This window comes from Priestia sp. ABM2_011, assembly GCF_056158845.1.
In genome coordinates, this window is record NZ_JBSWUB010000001.1 from 396,619 (window position 1) to 412,021 (window position 15,403).

General features: G+C 38.2%; 17 protein-coding genes. 15 read left to right on the plus strand and 2 right to left on the minus strand.

All coding sequences use genetic code 11. The annotated features are described in order from the left end of the window. The first annotated feature begins 13 nt into the window (after nt 1-13). The 14 genes from atpA (at nt 14) to fabZ (ending at nt 13,327) form a co-directional block, all read left to right on the plus strand. Nucleotides 14-1,522 (plus strand): F0F1 ATP synthase subunit alpha, encoded by a 1,509-nt coding sequence (gene atpA / locus ACXAE4_RS02145; RefSeq protein WP_013085461.1) that lies wholly within the window; start codon nt 14-16, stop codon nt 1,520-1,522. Nucleotides 1,523-1,627: 105 nt separating this feature from the next. Beyond that, nucleotides 1,628-2,485 carry a F0F1 ATP synthase subunit gamma gene (locus tag ACXAE4_RS02150; protein WP_013059800.1) on the plus strand — a complete coding sequence of 286 codons (858 nt, stop codon included), beginning with the start codon at nt 1,628-1,630 and terminating at the stop codon, nt 2,483-2,485. A gap of 36 nt (nt 2,486-2,521) precedes the next feature. Further along, nucleotides 2,522-3,943, plus strand: coding sequence for a F0F1 ATP synthase subunit beta (atpD, locus tag ACXAE4_RS02155; protein ID WP_013059799.1), 1,422 nt, complete (start codon nt 2,522-2,524; stop codon nt 3,941-3,943). A gap of 26 nt (nt 3,944-3,969) precedes the next feature. Beyond that, complete coding sequence (locus ACXAE4_RS02160; protein WP_028411988.1) at nt 3,970-4,374, plus strand: F0F1 ATP synthase subunit epsilon; 405 nt, start codon at nt 3,970-3,972, stop codon at nt 4,372-4,374. Nucleotides 4,375-4,648: 274 nt separating this feature from the next. After that, nucleotides 4,649-4,885, plus strand: a complete 237-nt coding sequence (locus ACXAE4_RS02165) for a DUF1146 family protein (RefSeq protein ID WP_013059797.1) — start codon at nt 4,649-4,651, stop codon at nt 4,883-4,885. Between the two features lie 160 nt (nt 4,886-5,045). Beyond that, nucleotides 5,046-5,786 (plus strand): YwmB family TATA-box binding protein, encoded by a 741-nt coding sequence (locus tag ACXAE4_RS02170; protein WP_028411989.1) that lies wholly within the window; start codon nt 5,046-5,048, stop codon nt 5,784-5,786. A 31-nt stretch (nt 5,787-5,817) separates the two neighbouring features. Then, a complete protein-coding gene (gene murA / locus ACXAE4_RS02175) occupies nt 5,818-7,122 on the plus strand; it encodes a UDP-N-acetylglucosamine 1-carboxyvinyltransferase (RefSeq protein WP_028411990.1) in 1,305 nt (434 codons plus the stop codon). A gap of 161 nt (nt 7,123-7,283) precedes the next feature. Then, nucleotides 7,284-8,306 (plus strand): stage II sporulation protein D, encoded by a 1,023-nt coding sequence (spoIID, locus tag ACXAE4_RS02180; protein ID WP_028411991.1) that lies wholly within the window; start codon nt 7,284-7,286, stop codon nt 8,304-8,306. A 161-nt stretch (nt 8,307-8,467) separates the two neighbouring features. Beyond that, nucleotides 8,468-9,298, plus strand: coding sequence for a M23 family metallopeptidase (locus tag ACXAE4_RS02185; RefSeq protein ID WP_028409695.1), 831 nt, complete (start codon nt 8,468-8,470; stop codon nt 9,296-9,298). Nucleotides 9,299-9,573: 275 nt separating this feature from the next. Next, a complete protein-coding gene (spoIIID, locus tag ACXAE4_RS02190; protein ID WP_013059792.1) occupies nt 9,574-9,837 on the plus strand; it encodes a sporulation transcriptional regulator SpoIIID in 264 nt (87 codons plus the stop codon). 186 nt (nt 9,838-10,023) lie between these two features. After that, nucleotides 10,024-11,025: a rod shape-determining protein gene (gene mreB / locus ACXAE4_RS02195; RefSeq protein ID WP_013059791.1), complete on the plus strand. Its 1,002-nt coding sequence runs from the start codon at nt 10,024-10,026 to the stop codon at nt 11,023-11,025. 114 nt (nt 11,026-11,139) lie between these two features. After that, a complete protein-coding gene (locus tag ACXAE4_RS02200) occupies nt 11,140-11,964 on the plus strand; it encodes a flagellar hook-basal body protein (protein WP_048021729.1) in 825 nt (274 codons plus the stop codon). A gap of 23 nt (nt 11,965-11,987) precedes the next feature. Beyond that, nucleotides 11,988-12,809 (plus strand): flagellar hook-basal body protein, encoded by an 822-nt coding sequence (locus ACXAE4_RS02205; RefSeq protein WP_154990625.1) that lies wholly within the window; start codon nt 11,988-11,990, stop codon nt 12,807-12,809. 83 nt (nt 12,810-12,892) lie between these two features. Further along, nucleotides 12,893-13,327 carry a 3-hydroxyacyl-ACP dehydratase FabZ gene (gene fabZ / locus ACXAE4_RS02210; protein ID WP_013059788.1) on the plus strand — a complete coding sequence of 145 codons (435 nt, stop codon included), beginning with the start codon at nt 12,893-12,895 and terminating at the stop codon, nt 13,325-13,327. A 28-nt stretch (nt 13,328-13,355) separates the two neighbouring features. Here fabZ and ACXAE4_RS02215 read toward each other — a convergent pair whose 3' ends face one another. Both ACXAE4_RS02215 and ACXAE4_RS02220 read right to left on the minus strand, forming a co-directional pair. Beyond that, nucleotides 13,356-13,778, minus strand: coding sequence for a helix-turn-helix domain-containing protein (locus ACXAE4_RS02215; protein ID WP_028411995.1), 423 nt, complete (start codon nt 13,776-13,778; stop codon nt 13,356-13,358). 523 nt (nt 13,779-14,301) lie between these two features. Further along, the gene (locus tag ACXAE4_RS02220; protein WP_028411996.1) at nt 14,302-14,739 is read right to left on the minus strand and encodes a YwpF-like family protein; all 438 of its coding nucleotides are present in this window, start codon (nt 14,737-14,739) and stop codon (nt 14,302-14,304) included. A gap of 96 nt (nt 14,740-14,835) precedes the next feature. On the opposite strand from ACXAE4_RS02220, the gene ssb reads away from it, so the two are divergent. Next, on the plus strand, nt 14,836-15,198 hold the full coding sequence (gene ssb, locus ACXAE4_RS02225) for a single-stranded DNA-binding protein (protein ID WP_028411997.1): 363 nt from the start codon (nt 14,836-14,838) through the stop codon (nt 15,196-15,198). Nucleotides 15,199-15,403: the final 205 nt, after the last annotated feature.

Consider the following 15,403-nt stretch of genomic DNA (forward strand, 5'->3'; position numbering starts at 1 on the left):
AGGGGTGAAATTCATGAGCATCAAAGCTGAAGAAATTAGTGCGCTGATCAAGCAGCAAATTGAAAACTATCAGTCTGAGATTAAAGTGAGTGATGTAGGTACTGTTATCCAAGTTGGGGATGGTATCGCACGTGCTCATGGCCTCGACAATGTCATGGCTGGAGAACTGGTTGAATTTTCAAATGGTGTCATGGGAATGGCACAAAACTTAGAAGAAAACAATGTAGGTATCATTATTTTAGGACCATATACAGAAATTCGTGAAGGTGACGAAGTTCGCCGTACAGGACGCATCATGGAAGTTCCAGTAGGAGAGCAGTTAATCGGTCGTGTTGTTAACTCATTAGGTCAGCCAGTAGACGGCTTAGGCCCGGTAGAAACAACAAAAACACGTCCAATTGAAGGTGCTGCACCTGGCGTTATGGATCGTAAATCAGTACATGAGCCGCTTCAAACAGGTATCAAGGCGATTGACGCACTTGTGCCGATCGGCCGTGGACAGCGTGAGTTAATTATCGGTGACCGTCAAACGGGTAAAACATCGGTAGCAATCGATACAATCTTAAACCAAAAAGATCAAGATATGGTATGTATCTATGTAGCGATTGGCCAAAAAGAATCAACAGTTCGTAACGTAGTAGAGACATTACGTAAACACGGTGCTCTAGATTACACAATCGTTGTAACAGCATCAGCTTCACAACCAGCTCCACTATTATTCTTAGCACCATACGCTGGAGTAACAATGGGTGAAGAGTTTATGTATAACGGTAAGCACGTACTTGTTATTTACGATGACTTAACAAAACAAGCATCAGCTTATCGTGAACTTTCATTACTATTACGCCGTCCTCCAGGTCGTGAAGCGTACCCAGGGGATGTATTCTATCTGCACTCTCGTTTATTAGAGCGTGCGGCAAAGTTATCGGACGCAAAAGGTGGAGGTTCATTAACAGCTCTTCCATTTATTGAAACGCAAGCAGGAGACGTATCTGCTTATATCCCAACGAACGTAATTTCGATTACAGACGGACAAATTTTCTTACAGTCAGATCTATTCTTCTCAGGCGTACGTCCTGCGATTAATGCTGGTCTTTCTGTATCACGTGTAGGGGGATCTGCACAAATTAAAGCGATGAAAAAGGTAGCAGGTACACTGCGTCTAGACCTTGCATCTTATCGTGAGCTTGAATCGTTTGCTCAGTTCGGTTCTGATCTTGACCAAGCAACTCAAGCAAAATTAAATCGAGGAGCGCGTACAGTTGAAATCTTAAAACAAGGTTTACACAAACCGCTTCGCGTAGAAAAACAAGTAGCTGTGCTTTACGCATTAACAAAAGGCTTCTTAGATGATGTTCCAGTATCAGATATTACACGCTTTGAAGACGAGTACTTAACATGGTTAGAATCAAACCGTAAAGAAGTACTTGAATCAATCCGTACAACTGGTGGCCTTCCTGAAGCTGGCGTATTCGAATCAGCACTTGAAGAATTCAAGAAAACATTTATTGCATCTGAATAATATATTGTCAGCATGGTATGTTAAGACAATCTTTCAATAAGGTGAAGGTGAACATTTGTTCACCTTTCATACCACGTGATCTTCTAAAACAAGGTGGTGAAACCTTTGGCATCATTACGTGATATACAAACTCGAATCACATCGACGAAAAAAACGAGCCAGATTACGAAAGCAATGGAAATGGTTTCAGCTGCAAAGCTGAATAGAGCGGAACAAAATGCAAAATCGTTTGTTCCATATATGGAAAAAATTCAAGAGGTAGTCTCAAGTGTAGCCCTAGGCAGCAGAGGCGCTTCACATCCAATGTTAACTGCGCGCAGCGTGAAGAAGACTGGTTATATCGTAATCACTTCAGATCGCGGTCTAGCAGGAGCATATAACAGTAATATTTTGCGAAAAGTATCTCAAGCTATTGAAGAACGCCATCAATCACCTGATGAATACGGTGTGATTGCAATTGGACGAGTAGGGAGAGATTTCTTCGTAAAACGCGGTATTCCGGTTTTGCTTGAAATCACAGGCTTAGCAGATCAGCCAGCTTTTGCTGACATTCAAGGAATTGCTTCACAAACAGTTCAAATGTTTGCGGACGGTACGTTTGATGAACTTTACTTATACTATAATCACTTTATCAATACGATTTCACAAGAAGTGACGGAGAAGAAGCTATTGCCTCTAACAGATCTTCAACCTTCTGGTAAACTTGTTGGTTATGAATTTGAACCATCACAAGAAGAGATTTTAGAAGTATTACTTCCTCAGTATGCAGAGAGTTTAATTTACGGCGGCCTGCTTGATGGAAAAGCAAGTGAGCATGCTGCTCGTATGACAGCGATGAAAAGTGCAACAGACAATGCAAAAGATCTTATCAATAATCTTACATTGTCATATAACCGTGCACGTCAAGCGGCAATTACCCAGGAAATTACGGAAATTGTTGGCGGAGCGGCAGCGTTAGAATAGAAAGTTTAATGGAAAAGCAAGTTAGGAGGGAACACGATGACAAAAGGACGCGTTACTCAAATCATGGGTCCAGTTGTAGACGTAAAGTTTGACAACGGACACCTTCCGGCAATTTATAACGCCCTTAAAATTTCACATAAACCGAGCAGTGCAAGTGAAGTTGCAATCGAATTAACATTAGAAGTTGCGATTCACTTAGGTGATAACACAGTTCGTACAGTAGCAATGTCATCCACTGACGGCTTAGTTCGTGGATTAGAAGTAGAAGATACAGGTGCAGCAATCTCAGTACCAGTTGGTGACGTTACGTTAGGTCGTGTATTTAACGTATTAGGTGAAAAAATCGACTTAGACGCCCCAATCGATGCAGGTGCACGTCGTGATCCGATCCACCGTCAAGCACCAAAGTTCGAAAATCTATCTACACAAGCTGAAATTCTTGAAACAGGTATTAAAGTAGTAGACTTATTAGCTCCTTACATTAAAGGTGGAAAAATCGGTCTATTCGGTGGTGCCGGTGTAGGTAAAACAGTATTAATTCAAGAGTTAATCAATAACATTGCTCAAGAGCACGGCGGTATTTCGGTATTCGCTGGTGTAGGTGAGCGTACGCGTGAAGGTAATGACTTATACCATGAAATGACAGACTCTGGTGTTATTAAGAAGACGGCTATGGTATTTGGACAAATGAATGAGCCGCCTGGTGCACGTCAGCGTGTTGCATTAACAGGATTAACAATGGCAGAATACTTCCGTGACGAACAAGGTCAAGACGTATTATTCTTTATCGATAATATCTTCCGTTTCACACAAGCGGGTTCAGAAGTATCAGCATTACTTGGCCGTATGCCATCAGCAGTAGGTTATCAGCCAACATTAGCGACAGAAATGGGTCAGCTTCAAGAGCGTATCACGTCAACAAGCGTAGGTTCTGTAACATCGATTCAAGCGATTTACGTACCAGCCGATGACTATACGGATCCAGCTCCAGCGACAACATTTGCTCACTTAGATGCAACAACAAACTTAGAGCGTAAATTATCAGAGATGGGTATTTACCCTGCGGTAGATCCATTAGCATCTACATCTCGCGCTTTATCTCCTGAAATTGTTGGAGAAGAGCACTATGCAATTGCGCGTCAAGTTCAACAAACGTTACAGCGTTATAAAGAGTTACAAGATATCATTGCAATCCTAGGTATGGATGAGTTATCTGATGAAGATAAACTTGTTGTACAACGTGCTCGTCGCGTTCAATTCTTCTTGTCTCAAAACTTCCACGTAGCAGAACAATTTACAGGTCAAAAAGGTTCTTATGTTCCTGTAAAAGAAACTGTTAAAGGATTTAAAGAGATCTTGGAAGGTAAATACGATCATTTACCTGAAGATGCGTTCCGTTTAGTTGGTCGCATTGAAGAAGTTATTGAAAATGCGAAACGTATGGGAGTAGAAGTTTAATTTAAGGGACATAGGAGGTTTTTTAAATGAAGACAATCCATGTCAGTGTAGTGACTCCTGATGGCCCAGTTTACGAATCAGAAGTGGAAATGGTAAGTACCCGAGCACAGAGCGGTGAGCTTGGTATTTTACATGGCCATATTCCGATGGTTGCTCCTTTACAAATTGGAGCCGTCCGCTTGAAGAAAGCAAGCAGTACAGAACTTGTGGCTGTTAGCGGAGGATTTCTTGAAGTAAGACCTGACAAAGTAACAATTCTTGCACAGGCTGCTGAAACAGCTGAAGCGATTGACGTAGCTCGTGCAGAAGAAGCGAAAAAGCGCGCTGAAATGCGCCTTGATAGCAAACAAGACGACGTTGATGTTAAGCGTGCTGAAATTGCCTTAAAACGGGCAGTCAATCGTTTAGATATTAGTCAACGTAAGTTCTAAAAAAAGCCCTCTCAAACGAATGAGAGGGCTTTTTTGCTCTATTATATAAAAGAGGAAGAGCAAATAGCATTCGTCTATGATTATATATTCCATTTAACTAAGCGTATCCGTCTTCTTTATTTTTCTTAATAATGGAAAAGGATCTTAAAATAGGGAATAAAATAAATGTTTTTCATGTTACCGTTTACGAATTTGCATAAGTGTGCTTTAATATGAAAAGAAGAGACGATGATCGTCTCTTCTTTTCATATGGTGTTTAAAAGGAGTGCTTTTATTGTTTGGAGGAATTGAGCAGCAAACGTTACTAACCATGATTTCACATTTGATTTTTATTGTGATTACTTGGTATGCTTTGCAAGGCTTTCAAATTGAAAAGCTGATGAAACCTAATCATGTGTTTCAAGCAAAATTAATGCTTATTTTATTGACCATTACTATTTCATCAACAGTAAGTAATTTCTTTTTGGATTATTTATTTTGGTCACAGCGCATTCCCTCATTTTTTCAATGATTGGCAGGCTATGAGTCTATGATAAAATAGACGTTCATTCGTTGAAGATATACGAATTTATACGCTAATGTATGTCGCTATGTCTAAATATGACGACCCTTTTCATGTATGTATCATCGCCTTCTGGAAAGACTGATGAGTACGGAGAGGGAGTGGCGAAATGTTTAAAAAAATTAGTGTCTTTTTGGCTATTTTCATTACTGGCTTATTCGTATATCATGGAAGTTATGTGAGCAATGCCCAAAACAATGAAACTACTATTGAGAAGATTGTTCACACCTTAAATAAGCAGCATGTTTCGTTAACTGAAGTATCGTTGTATGCAAGAGAAGAAGTAAAAGCTGTTACTGACCAAAAAACCTTTTATTCGCAAGCTGAAAGTATTAAAAGTAATTTTAGAGGTTTTAAATGGGAAGTGAAGAGGGAAAGAGACCTATGGAAAGCAATAGGTACACGCAAAAGTGAAGATGTGAACGAAGTCATTCTGTTAACTTATGCGATTGATGAACACAGCAATGCGTACATATCGTATCATGTAACGGGACAAGGTTTAAAAGAAAAAAATATGACCCATTTTCAAAATGTATTTCAGACAAATTATGAAAAAATTTTCCTGTCAGAACCCATAATTTTCTCTTGTGCAACAGGGGAAATCAATGATAAGATGGAAAGTGTTTTGTCTGTTGAAATTCAAGACCTATTACGAGCTTTCAATGCTAAACCAGTGGAATCTCTAGTGGAAGAGTCATTTACCTCTGTTTCAGCATATACTGGACTGTGGAAAGAAGCTCTTCAAACGAAAAAGCAGGAAATGAACTTACAAATTGCATTACGCAAGACAAGAATGGGCGGTCAAACAACCATAGTTGTTGGCACACCTATCATTACGTCTGAATATTAATATAGAGAAAATGGACGCGGAGGGGAATACCTTGGAAAAAATCATCGTCCGCGGTGGAAATAGATTAAGCGGTACAGTTAAAGTTGAAGGAGCAAAAAACGCCGTTTTACCTATTATCACTGCAACCTTATTAGCTAGTGAAGGAAAAACAATTCTAAATGATGTACCAGCTCTCTCCGATGTATTTACGATTGGCGAAGTTTTAAGACATCTGAATGCAGAAGTAGATTTTGAAACAAATCGTGTAGTTGTAGATGCATCAAGAGAGTTAAAAACAGATGCACCTTTTGAATATGTAAGAAAAATGCGCGCTTCAGTACTTGTAATGGGTCCTTTATTGGCGCGTATGGGTGAGGCTCGTGTAGCTTTACCTGGTGGATGTGCGATTGGATCAAGACCGATTGATCAGCACCTTAAAGGATTTGAAGCAATGGGTGCTAAAGTTCAAGTAGGAAATGGTTTTATTGATGCAAAAGTTGAAGGAAGACTAAAAGGTGCTAAAATTTATTTAGACTTCCCAAGTGTAGGTGCCACAGAAAATATTATGATGGCAGCAGCATTAGCGGAAGGCACTACAATTATGGAAAACGTAGCAAAAGAACCTGAAATTGTCGACTTAGCAAACTTCTTAAACGCAATGGGCGCTAAAGTTCGCGGTGCAGGAACTGGTACGATCCGTATTGAAGGTGTTAATAAATTATATGGTGCAGAACATGCAATTATTCCAGATCGTATCGAAGCTGGAACATTCATGGTAGCAGCAGCTATTACAGGTGGAAACGTACTTGTACGCGGTGCAGTAGCAGAGCACATCAGTTCACTTGTTGCTAAAATGGAAGAAATGGGTGTTGAAATTACTGAAGAAGGCGACGGCTTACGTGTTGTAGGACCTGAAAAGCTAAAATCAGTAGATATTAAAACAATGCCTCATCCAGGGTTCCCTACGGATATGCAATCTCAAATGATGGCATTATTATTAGCAGCAGAAGGCACAAGTATGATTACAGAAACAGTTTTTGAAAACCGCTTTATGCACGTAGAAGAGTTTCGCCGCATGAACGCTGATATTAAAATTGAAGGACGCTCTGTTATTATTAACGGACCTTCTCAACTACAAGGCGCTGAAGTAGCAGCAACAGATCTTCGTGCAGCAGCAGCGTTAACATTAGCAGGACTTGTAGCAGACGGTTATACGCGTGTAACGGAATTAAAACACCTTGATCGTGGTTATGTAAATTTCCACAATAAATTAGCCGCTTTAGGCGCTGATATTGAACGTGTAAATGACGAAACAAAGCAGGTAGAACAAACTCAACAGGCTTCAGACGTCAAGTAAATATGTCATAAAAAAGCATCTCATAGCGAGATGCTTTTTTTGTCGTTGGACGACCCTTATGGCCGGTTTGCTGTCATAAAAGGTTGTCCACCTCCATACATATGGAATATAGGGATATAGGTGTTCCTTGTCAAAATAATAGATATGGAGGCTAGGCGTTCATGAAACAAGCAAAGCCAATCGTCGTACTAGGAGTCATCTTTTTTTTCGTTGTGTTACTCATCCCAACACTTCTCGTTGTTCCTTTTACTGAAAAGACAGATGGAAAGCTACATGAAAATGTCAAACAGACCCCAAAAACCGAAAAACTACAAAAAGTGACAGCGTCTCCTCTTGATGTCAGTGTTTATCGTACGGAAACGAAAAAAGTAGAAAAACTGCCGCTCGAAGACTATCTTGTAGGGGTAGTAGCAGCTGAAATGCCTGCTACTTTTGAACTTGAAGCACTTAAGGCTCAAAGTTTGGCAGCCAGAACCTATATTGTGCAAACTATGATGAATGGAAATAGTCATCTTCCCCAAGGAGCGGATGTGACTGATACCGTAGAGTACCAAGTATATTTAAATAAAGATGAGCTAAGAAGCCGATGGAACAAAGACTATGATTGGAAAATCAAAAAAATTCAAGAAGCAGTGAAGGACACCCAAGGTCAAATTCTTACGTATAAAAATAAGCCAATTAATGCTACGTTCTTTTCTACCAGCAATGGTTACACTGAAAATTCAGAAGCGTATTGGAAGAATTCCATTCCTTATCTAAAAAGTGTAGCTAGTCCATGGGATAAAAAGTCTCCTGAATTTACAAATCAGAAAGTAATGTCTGTTGCTAGCTTTGAACAGAGGCTTGGAGTGAAATTAACAAACAGTGGATCAGTAGGTGAAATCGTCTCTAGAACGCCGGGGCAGCGCGTAGATTACGTAAAGATAAACGGTAAAGAACTGTCGGGAAAAGATGTTCGGGAAAAACTGGATTTATCGTCAGCCGACTTTCATTGGACAAAAAAAGGGAATGAAATTATCATCAATACAAAAGGATATGGACATGGTATTGGGATGAGTCAGTACGGAGCAAATGGTATGGCACTGGAAGGAAAAACGTATAAAGATATTGTTACTCATTATTATACAGGTGTTGCAATTACTCCTAACGATCAGTTTGTTGCACAATTGACAGCTAAACGCTAATTCAACGACCCTTATAGCAGGGTCTTTTTTATGTTTTTCACTTTTTTTAAATAAAATGTATATTTTAGATTCATCTGTTGAAAAATAATCGAAAAAAATTTTTTATCGCTGTGTATATATTCATTCAATTGTGTTCAGACTGATTGCTGAGGTGATGATATATGAGAGAGGAAGAAAAGAAACGTACTTCTCCAAAATCGAAAGTTCAAAAATTAGTTAGAAAGCGTTGGGTGTTCCCGGCTATCTATTTAGCGAGTGCAGCAATTATTCTTACAGCAGTCCTTTGGTTTCAAGCTAATGGAAATGATATTAGCAAAGAAGACAAAAGCGGCTATAGCCAAGACGGTACGGCTTATCGAGACGACGCTGTAGAGGTAAATGCTTCGCTTGAAAATTTAAAAATGCCAGTTGCTAGTGAAGCATCAGCTATCGTGAAAAAGCCTTTCTACGACGATCAAGCATCTGAAAAACAACAAGAAGAAGCACTAGTTTTCTACAACAATACGTATCATCCAAACACAGGTGTTGATTTAGCTGTTAAGGGAGATAAATCATTTGATGTTGTAGCAGCAGCTAGCGGTACAGTAACAAAAGCAACAAAAGATCCTTTACTAGGTTATGTAGTAGAAATTGATCACAAAGATGGTTTAGTAACACAGTATCAATCTCTTGAGAAAGCTGATGTAGAAGTAGGAGATATTGTTAAACAAGGCCAAACGATCGCAAAAGCTGGAAAAAGCTTATATAATCAAGAAGCAAAAACACATGTGCACTTTGAAGTTCGTAAAGATGGTGTAGCAATTAATCCAAGCAGTTATTTTGGAAAATCGGTTAGTTCTATCAAAGAAGTCAAAGCAGCTGAAGTGACAGAACCAAAAGACGACTCTTCTTCTGAAGAATCAAAGGATAGCGAAAAATCATCTGATGAAAAGACTAAAGAAGATAAAGATTCAAAACAACCTTCAACAGATACGTCTAAACCAAATGCATAAAGCAAGACCATAAATACGAAAAGAAGCTGGATAAAACCGAGCTTCTTTTTTTATGAATTTTTCTAAAATGAGATGCATTATGTTAAAAAAGTAAATAAAAAACACTAAATTTTCAAAAAAATATAAGAAATCACTTGTCCTTACTGACTTTTCTAGCATATATCTGCACACAAGCTAATAAACTGTTACAAACCTATAAAGAGAATGTTAGAAAAGGGATAATATATACATTCCCTTGGATACTTCTCATATCCAATTTGGGGAGGGCGAGTAGTGTGCACGATTACATCAAAGAGAGAACTATCAAGATTGGAAAGTATATTGTAGAAACAAAGAAAACAGTTCGTGTAATTGCGAAAGAATTTGGCGTTTCGAAAAGTACTGTCCATAAAGATTTAACAGAGCGTCTACCAGAAATAAATCCTGAGTTAGCAAATGAAGTAAAAGAAATTCTTGATTACCATAAATCTATTCGGCATTTGCGTGGAGGAGAAGCAACAAAATTAAAGTACAAAAAAGAAGAAGAAACTGTAAAGTAAAAGAATGCCCGATATTGCCTTTTTTATAGAGGTAGTATAGGGCATTTTAATTTTTGGATAAAATAGGTATATAATAAATATTTTTGCTAATAACAACATACATATACAAATTGTGATAAAATAGTAAATTAGGAAAAAAGAATGGTTATCATGCAAAGATATGTAAATAGAAGGAGGATTTAAGGTATGTTAGCAAAAGACATTGGTATCGATTTAGGTACAGCTAACGTCTTAATTCACGTTAAAGGCAAAGGAATTGTGTTAAATGAACCGTCTGTTGTGGCGATTGATAAAAATACAAATAGAGTGCTAGCAGTAGGGGAAGAAGCGAGACGTATGGTAGGAAGAACGCCCAGTAATATTATTGCCATTCGTCCATTAAAAGATGGCGTTATCGCTGACTTCGAAATTACCGAGTCTATGCTCAAACACTTTATTAATAAATTAAATGTAAAAGGTTTTTTATCCAAGCCTCGTATTTTAATTTGTTGTCCAACAAATATTACCTCTGTTGAACAAAAAGCCATTCGCGAAGCTGCTGAAAAAAGCGGTGGAAAAACCATTTATTTGGAAGAAGAACCAAAAGTCGCGGCTATTGGCGCTGGAATGGATATCTTTCAGCCGAGCGGAAACATGGTCGTAGATATTGGTGGAGGTACAACCGATGTGGCTGTCCTTTCAATGGGCGATATTGTAACAGCAGCTTCTATTAAGATGGCTGGTGATCGTTTTGATGCGGAAATTTTGCAGTACATTAAACAAAAATATAAGCTCTTAATTGGAGAGCGTACAGCAGAAGAAATTAAAGTGAAAATTGGCACAGTGTTTCCTAAAGCTCGTAATGAAGAGCTGGACATTCGAGGGCGAGACATGGTTTCAGGCTTACCTCGTACGGTTACTGTTTATTCTGAGGAAGTAGAGGAGGCACTTAGAGAGTCTGTCAGCGTCATTGTACAAGCTTCGAAAAGTGTATTAGAGCGTACACCTCCCGAACTTTCTGCCGATATTATAGACAGAGGCGTTATTTTAACTGGCGGTGGAGCATTGCTTCACGGTATGGATCAGCTGTTAGCGGAAGAATTAAAGGTGCCTGTGCTAATTGCAGAAAATCCAATGGGTTGTGTAGCTGTTGGAACAGGTATTATGCTTGATAATATTGATAAACTATCTCGTCGCAATATTGTTTAAATAAATGAAGACTCCTCTATTGGCTCGTTTCATACAGAGGAGTCTCTTCTTTTATTTATTATACTCTGTCAGCCGGCTATAACGAACAACGTTTACTTGTAAGGAGGATGAAGTATGTTTAAAGGGTTTTACACGGCAGCAGCGGGTATGCTGTCTCAGCAGCGTCAAACTGACTTATTAACGAATAACATAGCAAATGCTAATACGCCAGGATTTAAAGCAGATCAAGGTACGTTAAAGGCATTTCCTGATATGTTACTGCAGCGAATGGAATCTGAAGAATTACCCACTGACCGTAGCATCTCTGTTCAGAACAAAAAAGACATAGGTACAATTAATACGGGTGTGTATATGCAAGAAACAGTTCCAAATTTTACACAAGGCGATCTTCAGCAAACGTCTCAATCAACTGATATTGCATTGATGGAGCAAAATATGCCTACAAAAGAGGGCGGCCTATTTTTTGTGGTACAAAGCCCTAATAATACGCCTCAATATACAAGAAACAGTAATTTTACATTAGATCAAGAAGGGTTTTTAACTACGTCTACGGGAGCTTATGTATTAAATACAAATAATCAGCCAATTCAACTGAAAAGTGAAAACTTTACAGTTGATTCACAGGGTAACGTAACGGAAAATAATCAGCAGATTGCACAAATCGGTATTGCTTATTCTAGTGATTTACAAACGATTAAAAAGGCAGGGAATGGATTGTATGAAACGTTGAACAATCAGCCCTTGCCTTCAGCAAGAAATAATCCAGGCATTTCTTATCAGTTAAAGCAAGGATTTGTTGAACGTTCCAATGTAGATGCTGCTCAAAGTATGACGGATTTACTAACAGCTTACAGAGCTTTTGAAGCAAATCAAAAAATAATGCAAGCTTACGATAGAAGCATGGATAAAGCGGCAAATGAAATTGGACGTGTGCGCTAAAAGCAACAGGGGAGATGAGGAGAATGAACCGTACAATGATAACAGCGGCTAATACAATGGGGCAGCTACAGCAGCAGCTTGATGTCATCAGTCACAATTTATCTAATACAAATACGACAGGATATAAATCGAGAGACGCTTCATTTAACGATATGCTGTATCAACAAGTAAATAATCAAGTAGACCAGGGAACAGAAAAGCGGCTTACACCGTCTGGAATTCGACAAGGTTCAGGAGCTTATCTAGACCAAACACGCTTAAATATGACGCAAGGTGCTTTTGAAAATACAGACAAACCATTAGATGTAGCTGCATCAAATCCAAACGTTTATTTTCAAGTTGCCGTAAACCATTCCGAACGGCCTGTACAATATACGCGAGATGGTTCATTTCACCTTAGCCCTGAAGGCCCCAACAATGTTAAATTAGTAAACGGTTCTGGCCAGGATGTGCTGGGGGAAAATGGTCAAGCTATTATTTTCAGTAACGCATTTAAAGATATACAGATTGATGGAAGTGGAACGATAACGGTTACTACGAATACGGGCGTTGACCAGTTTACCCTTGGGTTAACAAATGTTCAAAAGCCGCAGGAGCTAGAAGCTAAAGGAGAAAATCTATTTGCCTTTCCAGCTGGGATGAACCAACCGAATATGTTTACAGATCTGACTGGAAAAGCTCGAGAAACAGCAGGCGTAGATCAAGGGAAATTGGAACAGTCAAATGTAGATTTGAGCAAAGAACTCACTGATATGTCCATTGCTCAACGTGCGTATCAGTTTAATTCCCGCTCTATTTCAATTGCAGACCAAATGATGGGCTTGGTGAATGGAATCAGAGCTTAAGCAAGTAGTTGCTTCTCAATTGAGCATTCTGTATATTGATAATAGTATCGTATGTTACATGCGGTTTGAAAGGAGACTTATTTATGCTTGATATTGAACAAATTAAAGAAATTATTCCACACCGATATCCATTTTTATTGGTCGATCGTATTTTAGAAGTGGAAGAGGGAAAGAAAGCAGTTGGTTTAAAAAACGTATCTGCCAATGAAGAATTTTTTAACGGGCATTTCCCTGACTATCCTGTGATGCCAGGGGTTTTAATTGTAGAAGCTTTGGCTCAGGTAGGAGCAGTAGCTATGCTAAAAAAAGAGGAAAATCAAGGACGTTTAGCATTTTTTGCAGGCATTGACAACTGCCGTTTTAAAAAGCAAGTAAGACCTGGTGATCAACTGCGTTTAGAGGTTGAAATTGTACGTGCGCGTGGATCTATTGGCAAAGGAAAAGGTATCGCAACTGTAGATGGAGAGTTAGTCTGCGAAACAGATATTATGTTTGCTTTAGGCGATAAAAAAGAATAGTACATAAGAGCTGCTGATGCAGCTTTTTTTATTGGCGCTGCAAAGCAGAAAAAAGTTTCTTTAATAAAGGTATAATATCCGTTAGCAACTCTTTTTGAAGAGTTGGTGACAGAGATGAAAATTGTAAGAGCACATGTTTTAATAAGGGCTGTTTATCTATGAGGGTTAAAATGGTATTTTCCTGTGAATCCGATTCACGTTTTCTTGTTAAGTAAAGAAGTTGGAAGTCATGTAAATAATCTTGTTTATAAGAGGAAGGCTCAATAAGTTGGTCGAGCGTAATTTGAAAACAATTACATAGAGATAGAAAATCAAAAATGGAAGGCGTTTGTTTCGAACATTCCCATTTTGAAATAGTTGTACGAGAAACATTCAACTGATTTGCTAATTCTTCTTGTGAAAATCCTCCTTTTAGTCTGAAATGTTTAATTCTTTCTCCAAAATCTTTCATATGCATCACCTGATTTCGTAAAGATAAGTATATGTCTTATTGTTCGAATGTAGTTCATGTTCTTTGTAACATGCTTAATTTGCACAATATGAAACATATACACTTTACTTTCTGCAATAGAGGGAATAAAACCTGTTTTTATTTCTTTTTTTTCTCTAAAAAGATTCATTTTTCTGCATGGATATAAAAAAAAGAACAAAAATAGAGGTTTTTATAGTAAAAAAATCCTATTTTTTGTTCGGTATATTGAAAAAAATGGTTGAATAACGGGGAAAAATGCATTAATATACGAATTACAAAGAAAAAGGAGTGAAAAAATGACAAATTTTTATTTGAAAAGGCAAGGTGCTCGCATAAGAGATAATCGCTTCAAACGTTCTAGTCATGCACATTTATTTTTAGGAAAAAAAGAAAGGTACCTCTCCAGTGAGTTCTCTTTTCTTTACCCTTCTCATGGACCAACGAAAAAGACCTCAAACAATAATCCTCTCTTTTAAATCCAGATACCTTGAGATGACTTGACTTATTTTTTAGATGTACTTTTTACCGGTCTGTTTCGAAGCTGCAGTTTGAACTGTTGAAGTAAATCTTGACCTGATAACCCTTGGTTAATTAAATCCTCTAAGAGCATTTCAGCATAATGAAGTCTCCGTTCTTTTAAAACACCTTTCATCAACAAACTAATACGATTTTCACCAATTGAAGTAATGGAAGCCACGGTAGCTATAAAGGTAGCTGGATCATTTGTTTCTTTCGTAATTTTAGCTTCTACCGTCACTTTTTGTTTATCTTTCAACAAAACATGAAATTCATCGTACCATTTCTTATCGATAACTGCTTCTAAAATCCAGTTATTTTCGCCGTCTTCTTTATTAATAATAAGGCCATTAGTTAGTGAGACAGACTGACGCTTTTCTTGATCATCAACCAATTGAAATGACACAAGTTTAAATGTTTTCATTGATGTTTCCTCCTTTACGTAAATAGTAGGTTATCCATATTATAACATGAATGAGCTTAAAGATTCCCATTATTCAATCAGTTGGAGTGGTAGACTATGATTAACCATATTGTTCTTGTAGGAAGACTGACAAAAAAGCCGGAGCTTCGATATACCCATGAAGGGATTGCCGTATCTACTATTACGTTAGCAATTAATCGAACGTTTCGAAATGTTGAAGGTGAATATGATGCTGATTTTGTCAACATTACTCTGTGGAGAAAAAATGCAGAAAATACAGCTGCTTACTGTGATAAAGGAGCGGTTGTAGGCGTGGTAGGGCGTGTACAAACGCGCACATTTGAAAATAATCTTCAGCAACGAGTATATATGACCGACGTTGTGGCTGATGCGGTTAAATTTTTAAGTGGAAAGCCATCTGATTCTTCTTCATTTGGTTCAAATCAACAAGAAGAATAAAGTGATCTAGTATGAAAGGGGGTGATTAGTTCAGCTAAGGTTTTAATTCCCCTTATCTATCATAATAGAAGATAGATCCTCCTTAAGAGCAAGGCTCTTTCTATATTCTCAAGAGAGAAAATTAAAGTATTCACTATCCCCGAATTATTCCTCTATTTCAGCCGTTAAATTATTTAACGGTTTTTTTAATGAAAAGATCCGAACG

Bases quoted from the DNA above. Each gene is read 5' to 3' on its own strand.
- ACXAE4_RS02215 (WP_028411995.1), bottom strand. From the start codon at position 13,778: ATGAAAGATTTTGGAGAAAGAATTAAACATTTCAGACTAAAAGGAGGA.
- atpD (WP_013059799.1), top strand. From the start codon at position 2,522: ATGACAAAAGGACGCGTTACTCAAATCATGGGTCCAGTTGTAGACGTA.
- spoIID (WP_028411991.1), top strand. From the start codon at position 7,284: ATGAAACAAGCAAAGCCAATCGTCGTACTAGGAGTCATCTTTTTTTTC.
- atpA (WP_013085461.1), top strand. From the start codon at position 14: ATGAGCATCAAAGCTGAAGAAATTAGTGCGCTGATCAAGCAGCAAATT.
- ACXAE4_RS02200 (WP_048021729.1), top strand. From the start codon at position 11,140: ATGTTTAAAGGGTTTTACACGGCAGCAGCGGGTATGCTGTCTCAGCAG.
- ACXAE4_RS02160 (WP_028411988.1), top strand. From the start codon at position 3,970: ATGAAGACAATCCATGTCAGTGTAGTGACTCCTGATGGCCCAGTTTAC.
- mreB (WP_013059791.1), top strand. From the start codon at position 10,024: ATGTTAGCAAAAGACATTGGTATCGATTTAGGTACAGCTAACGTCTTA.
- ACXAE4_RS02205 (WP_154990625.1), top strand. From the start codon at position 11,988: ATGAACCGTACAATGATAACAGCGGCTAATACAATGGGGCAGCTACAG.
- ACXAE4_RS02220 (WP_028411996.1), bottom strand. From the start codon at position 14,739: ATGAAAACATTTAAACTTGTGTCATTTCAATTGGTTGATGATCAAGAA.
- fabZ (WP_013059788.1), top strand. From the start codon at position 12,893: ATGCTTGATATTGAACAAATTAAAGAAATTATTCCACACCGATATCCA.
- ACXAE4_RS02185 (WP_028409695.1), top strand. From the start codon at position 8,468: ATGAGAGAGGAAGAAAAGAAACGTACTTCTCCAAAATCGAAAGTTCAA.
- ACXAE4_RS02170 (WP_028411989.1), top strand. From the start codon at position 5,046: ATGTTTAAAAAAATTAGTGTCTTTTTGGCTATTTTCATTACTGGCTTA.
- ssb (WP_028411997.1), top strand. From the start codon at position 14,836: ATGATTAACCATATTGTTCTTGTAGGAAGACTGACAAAAAAGCCGGAG.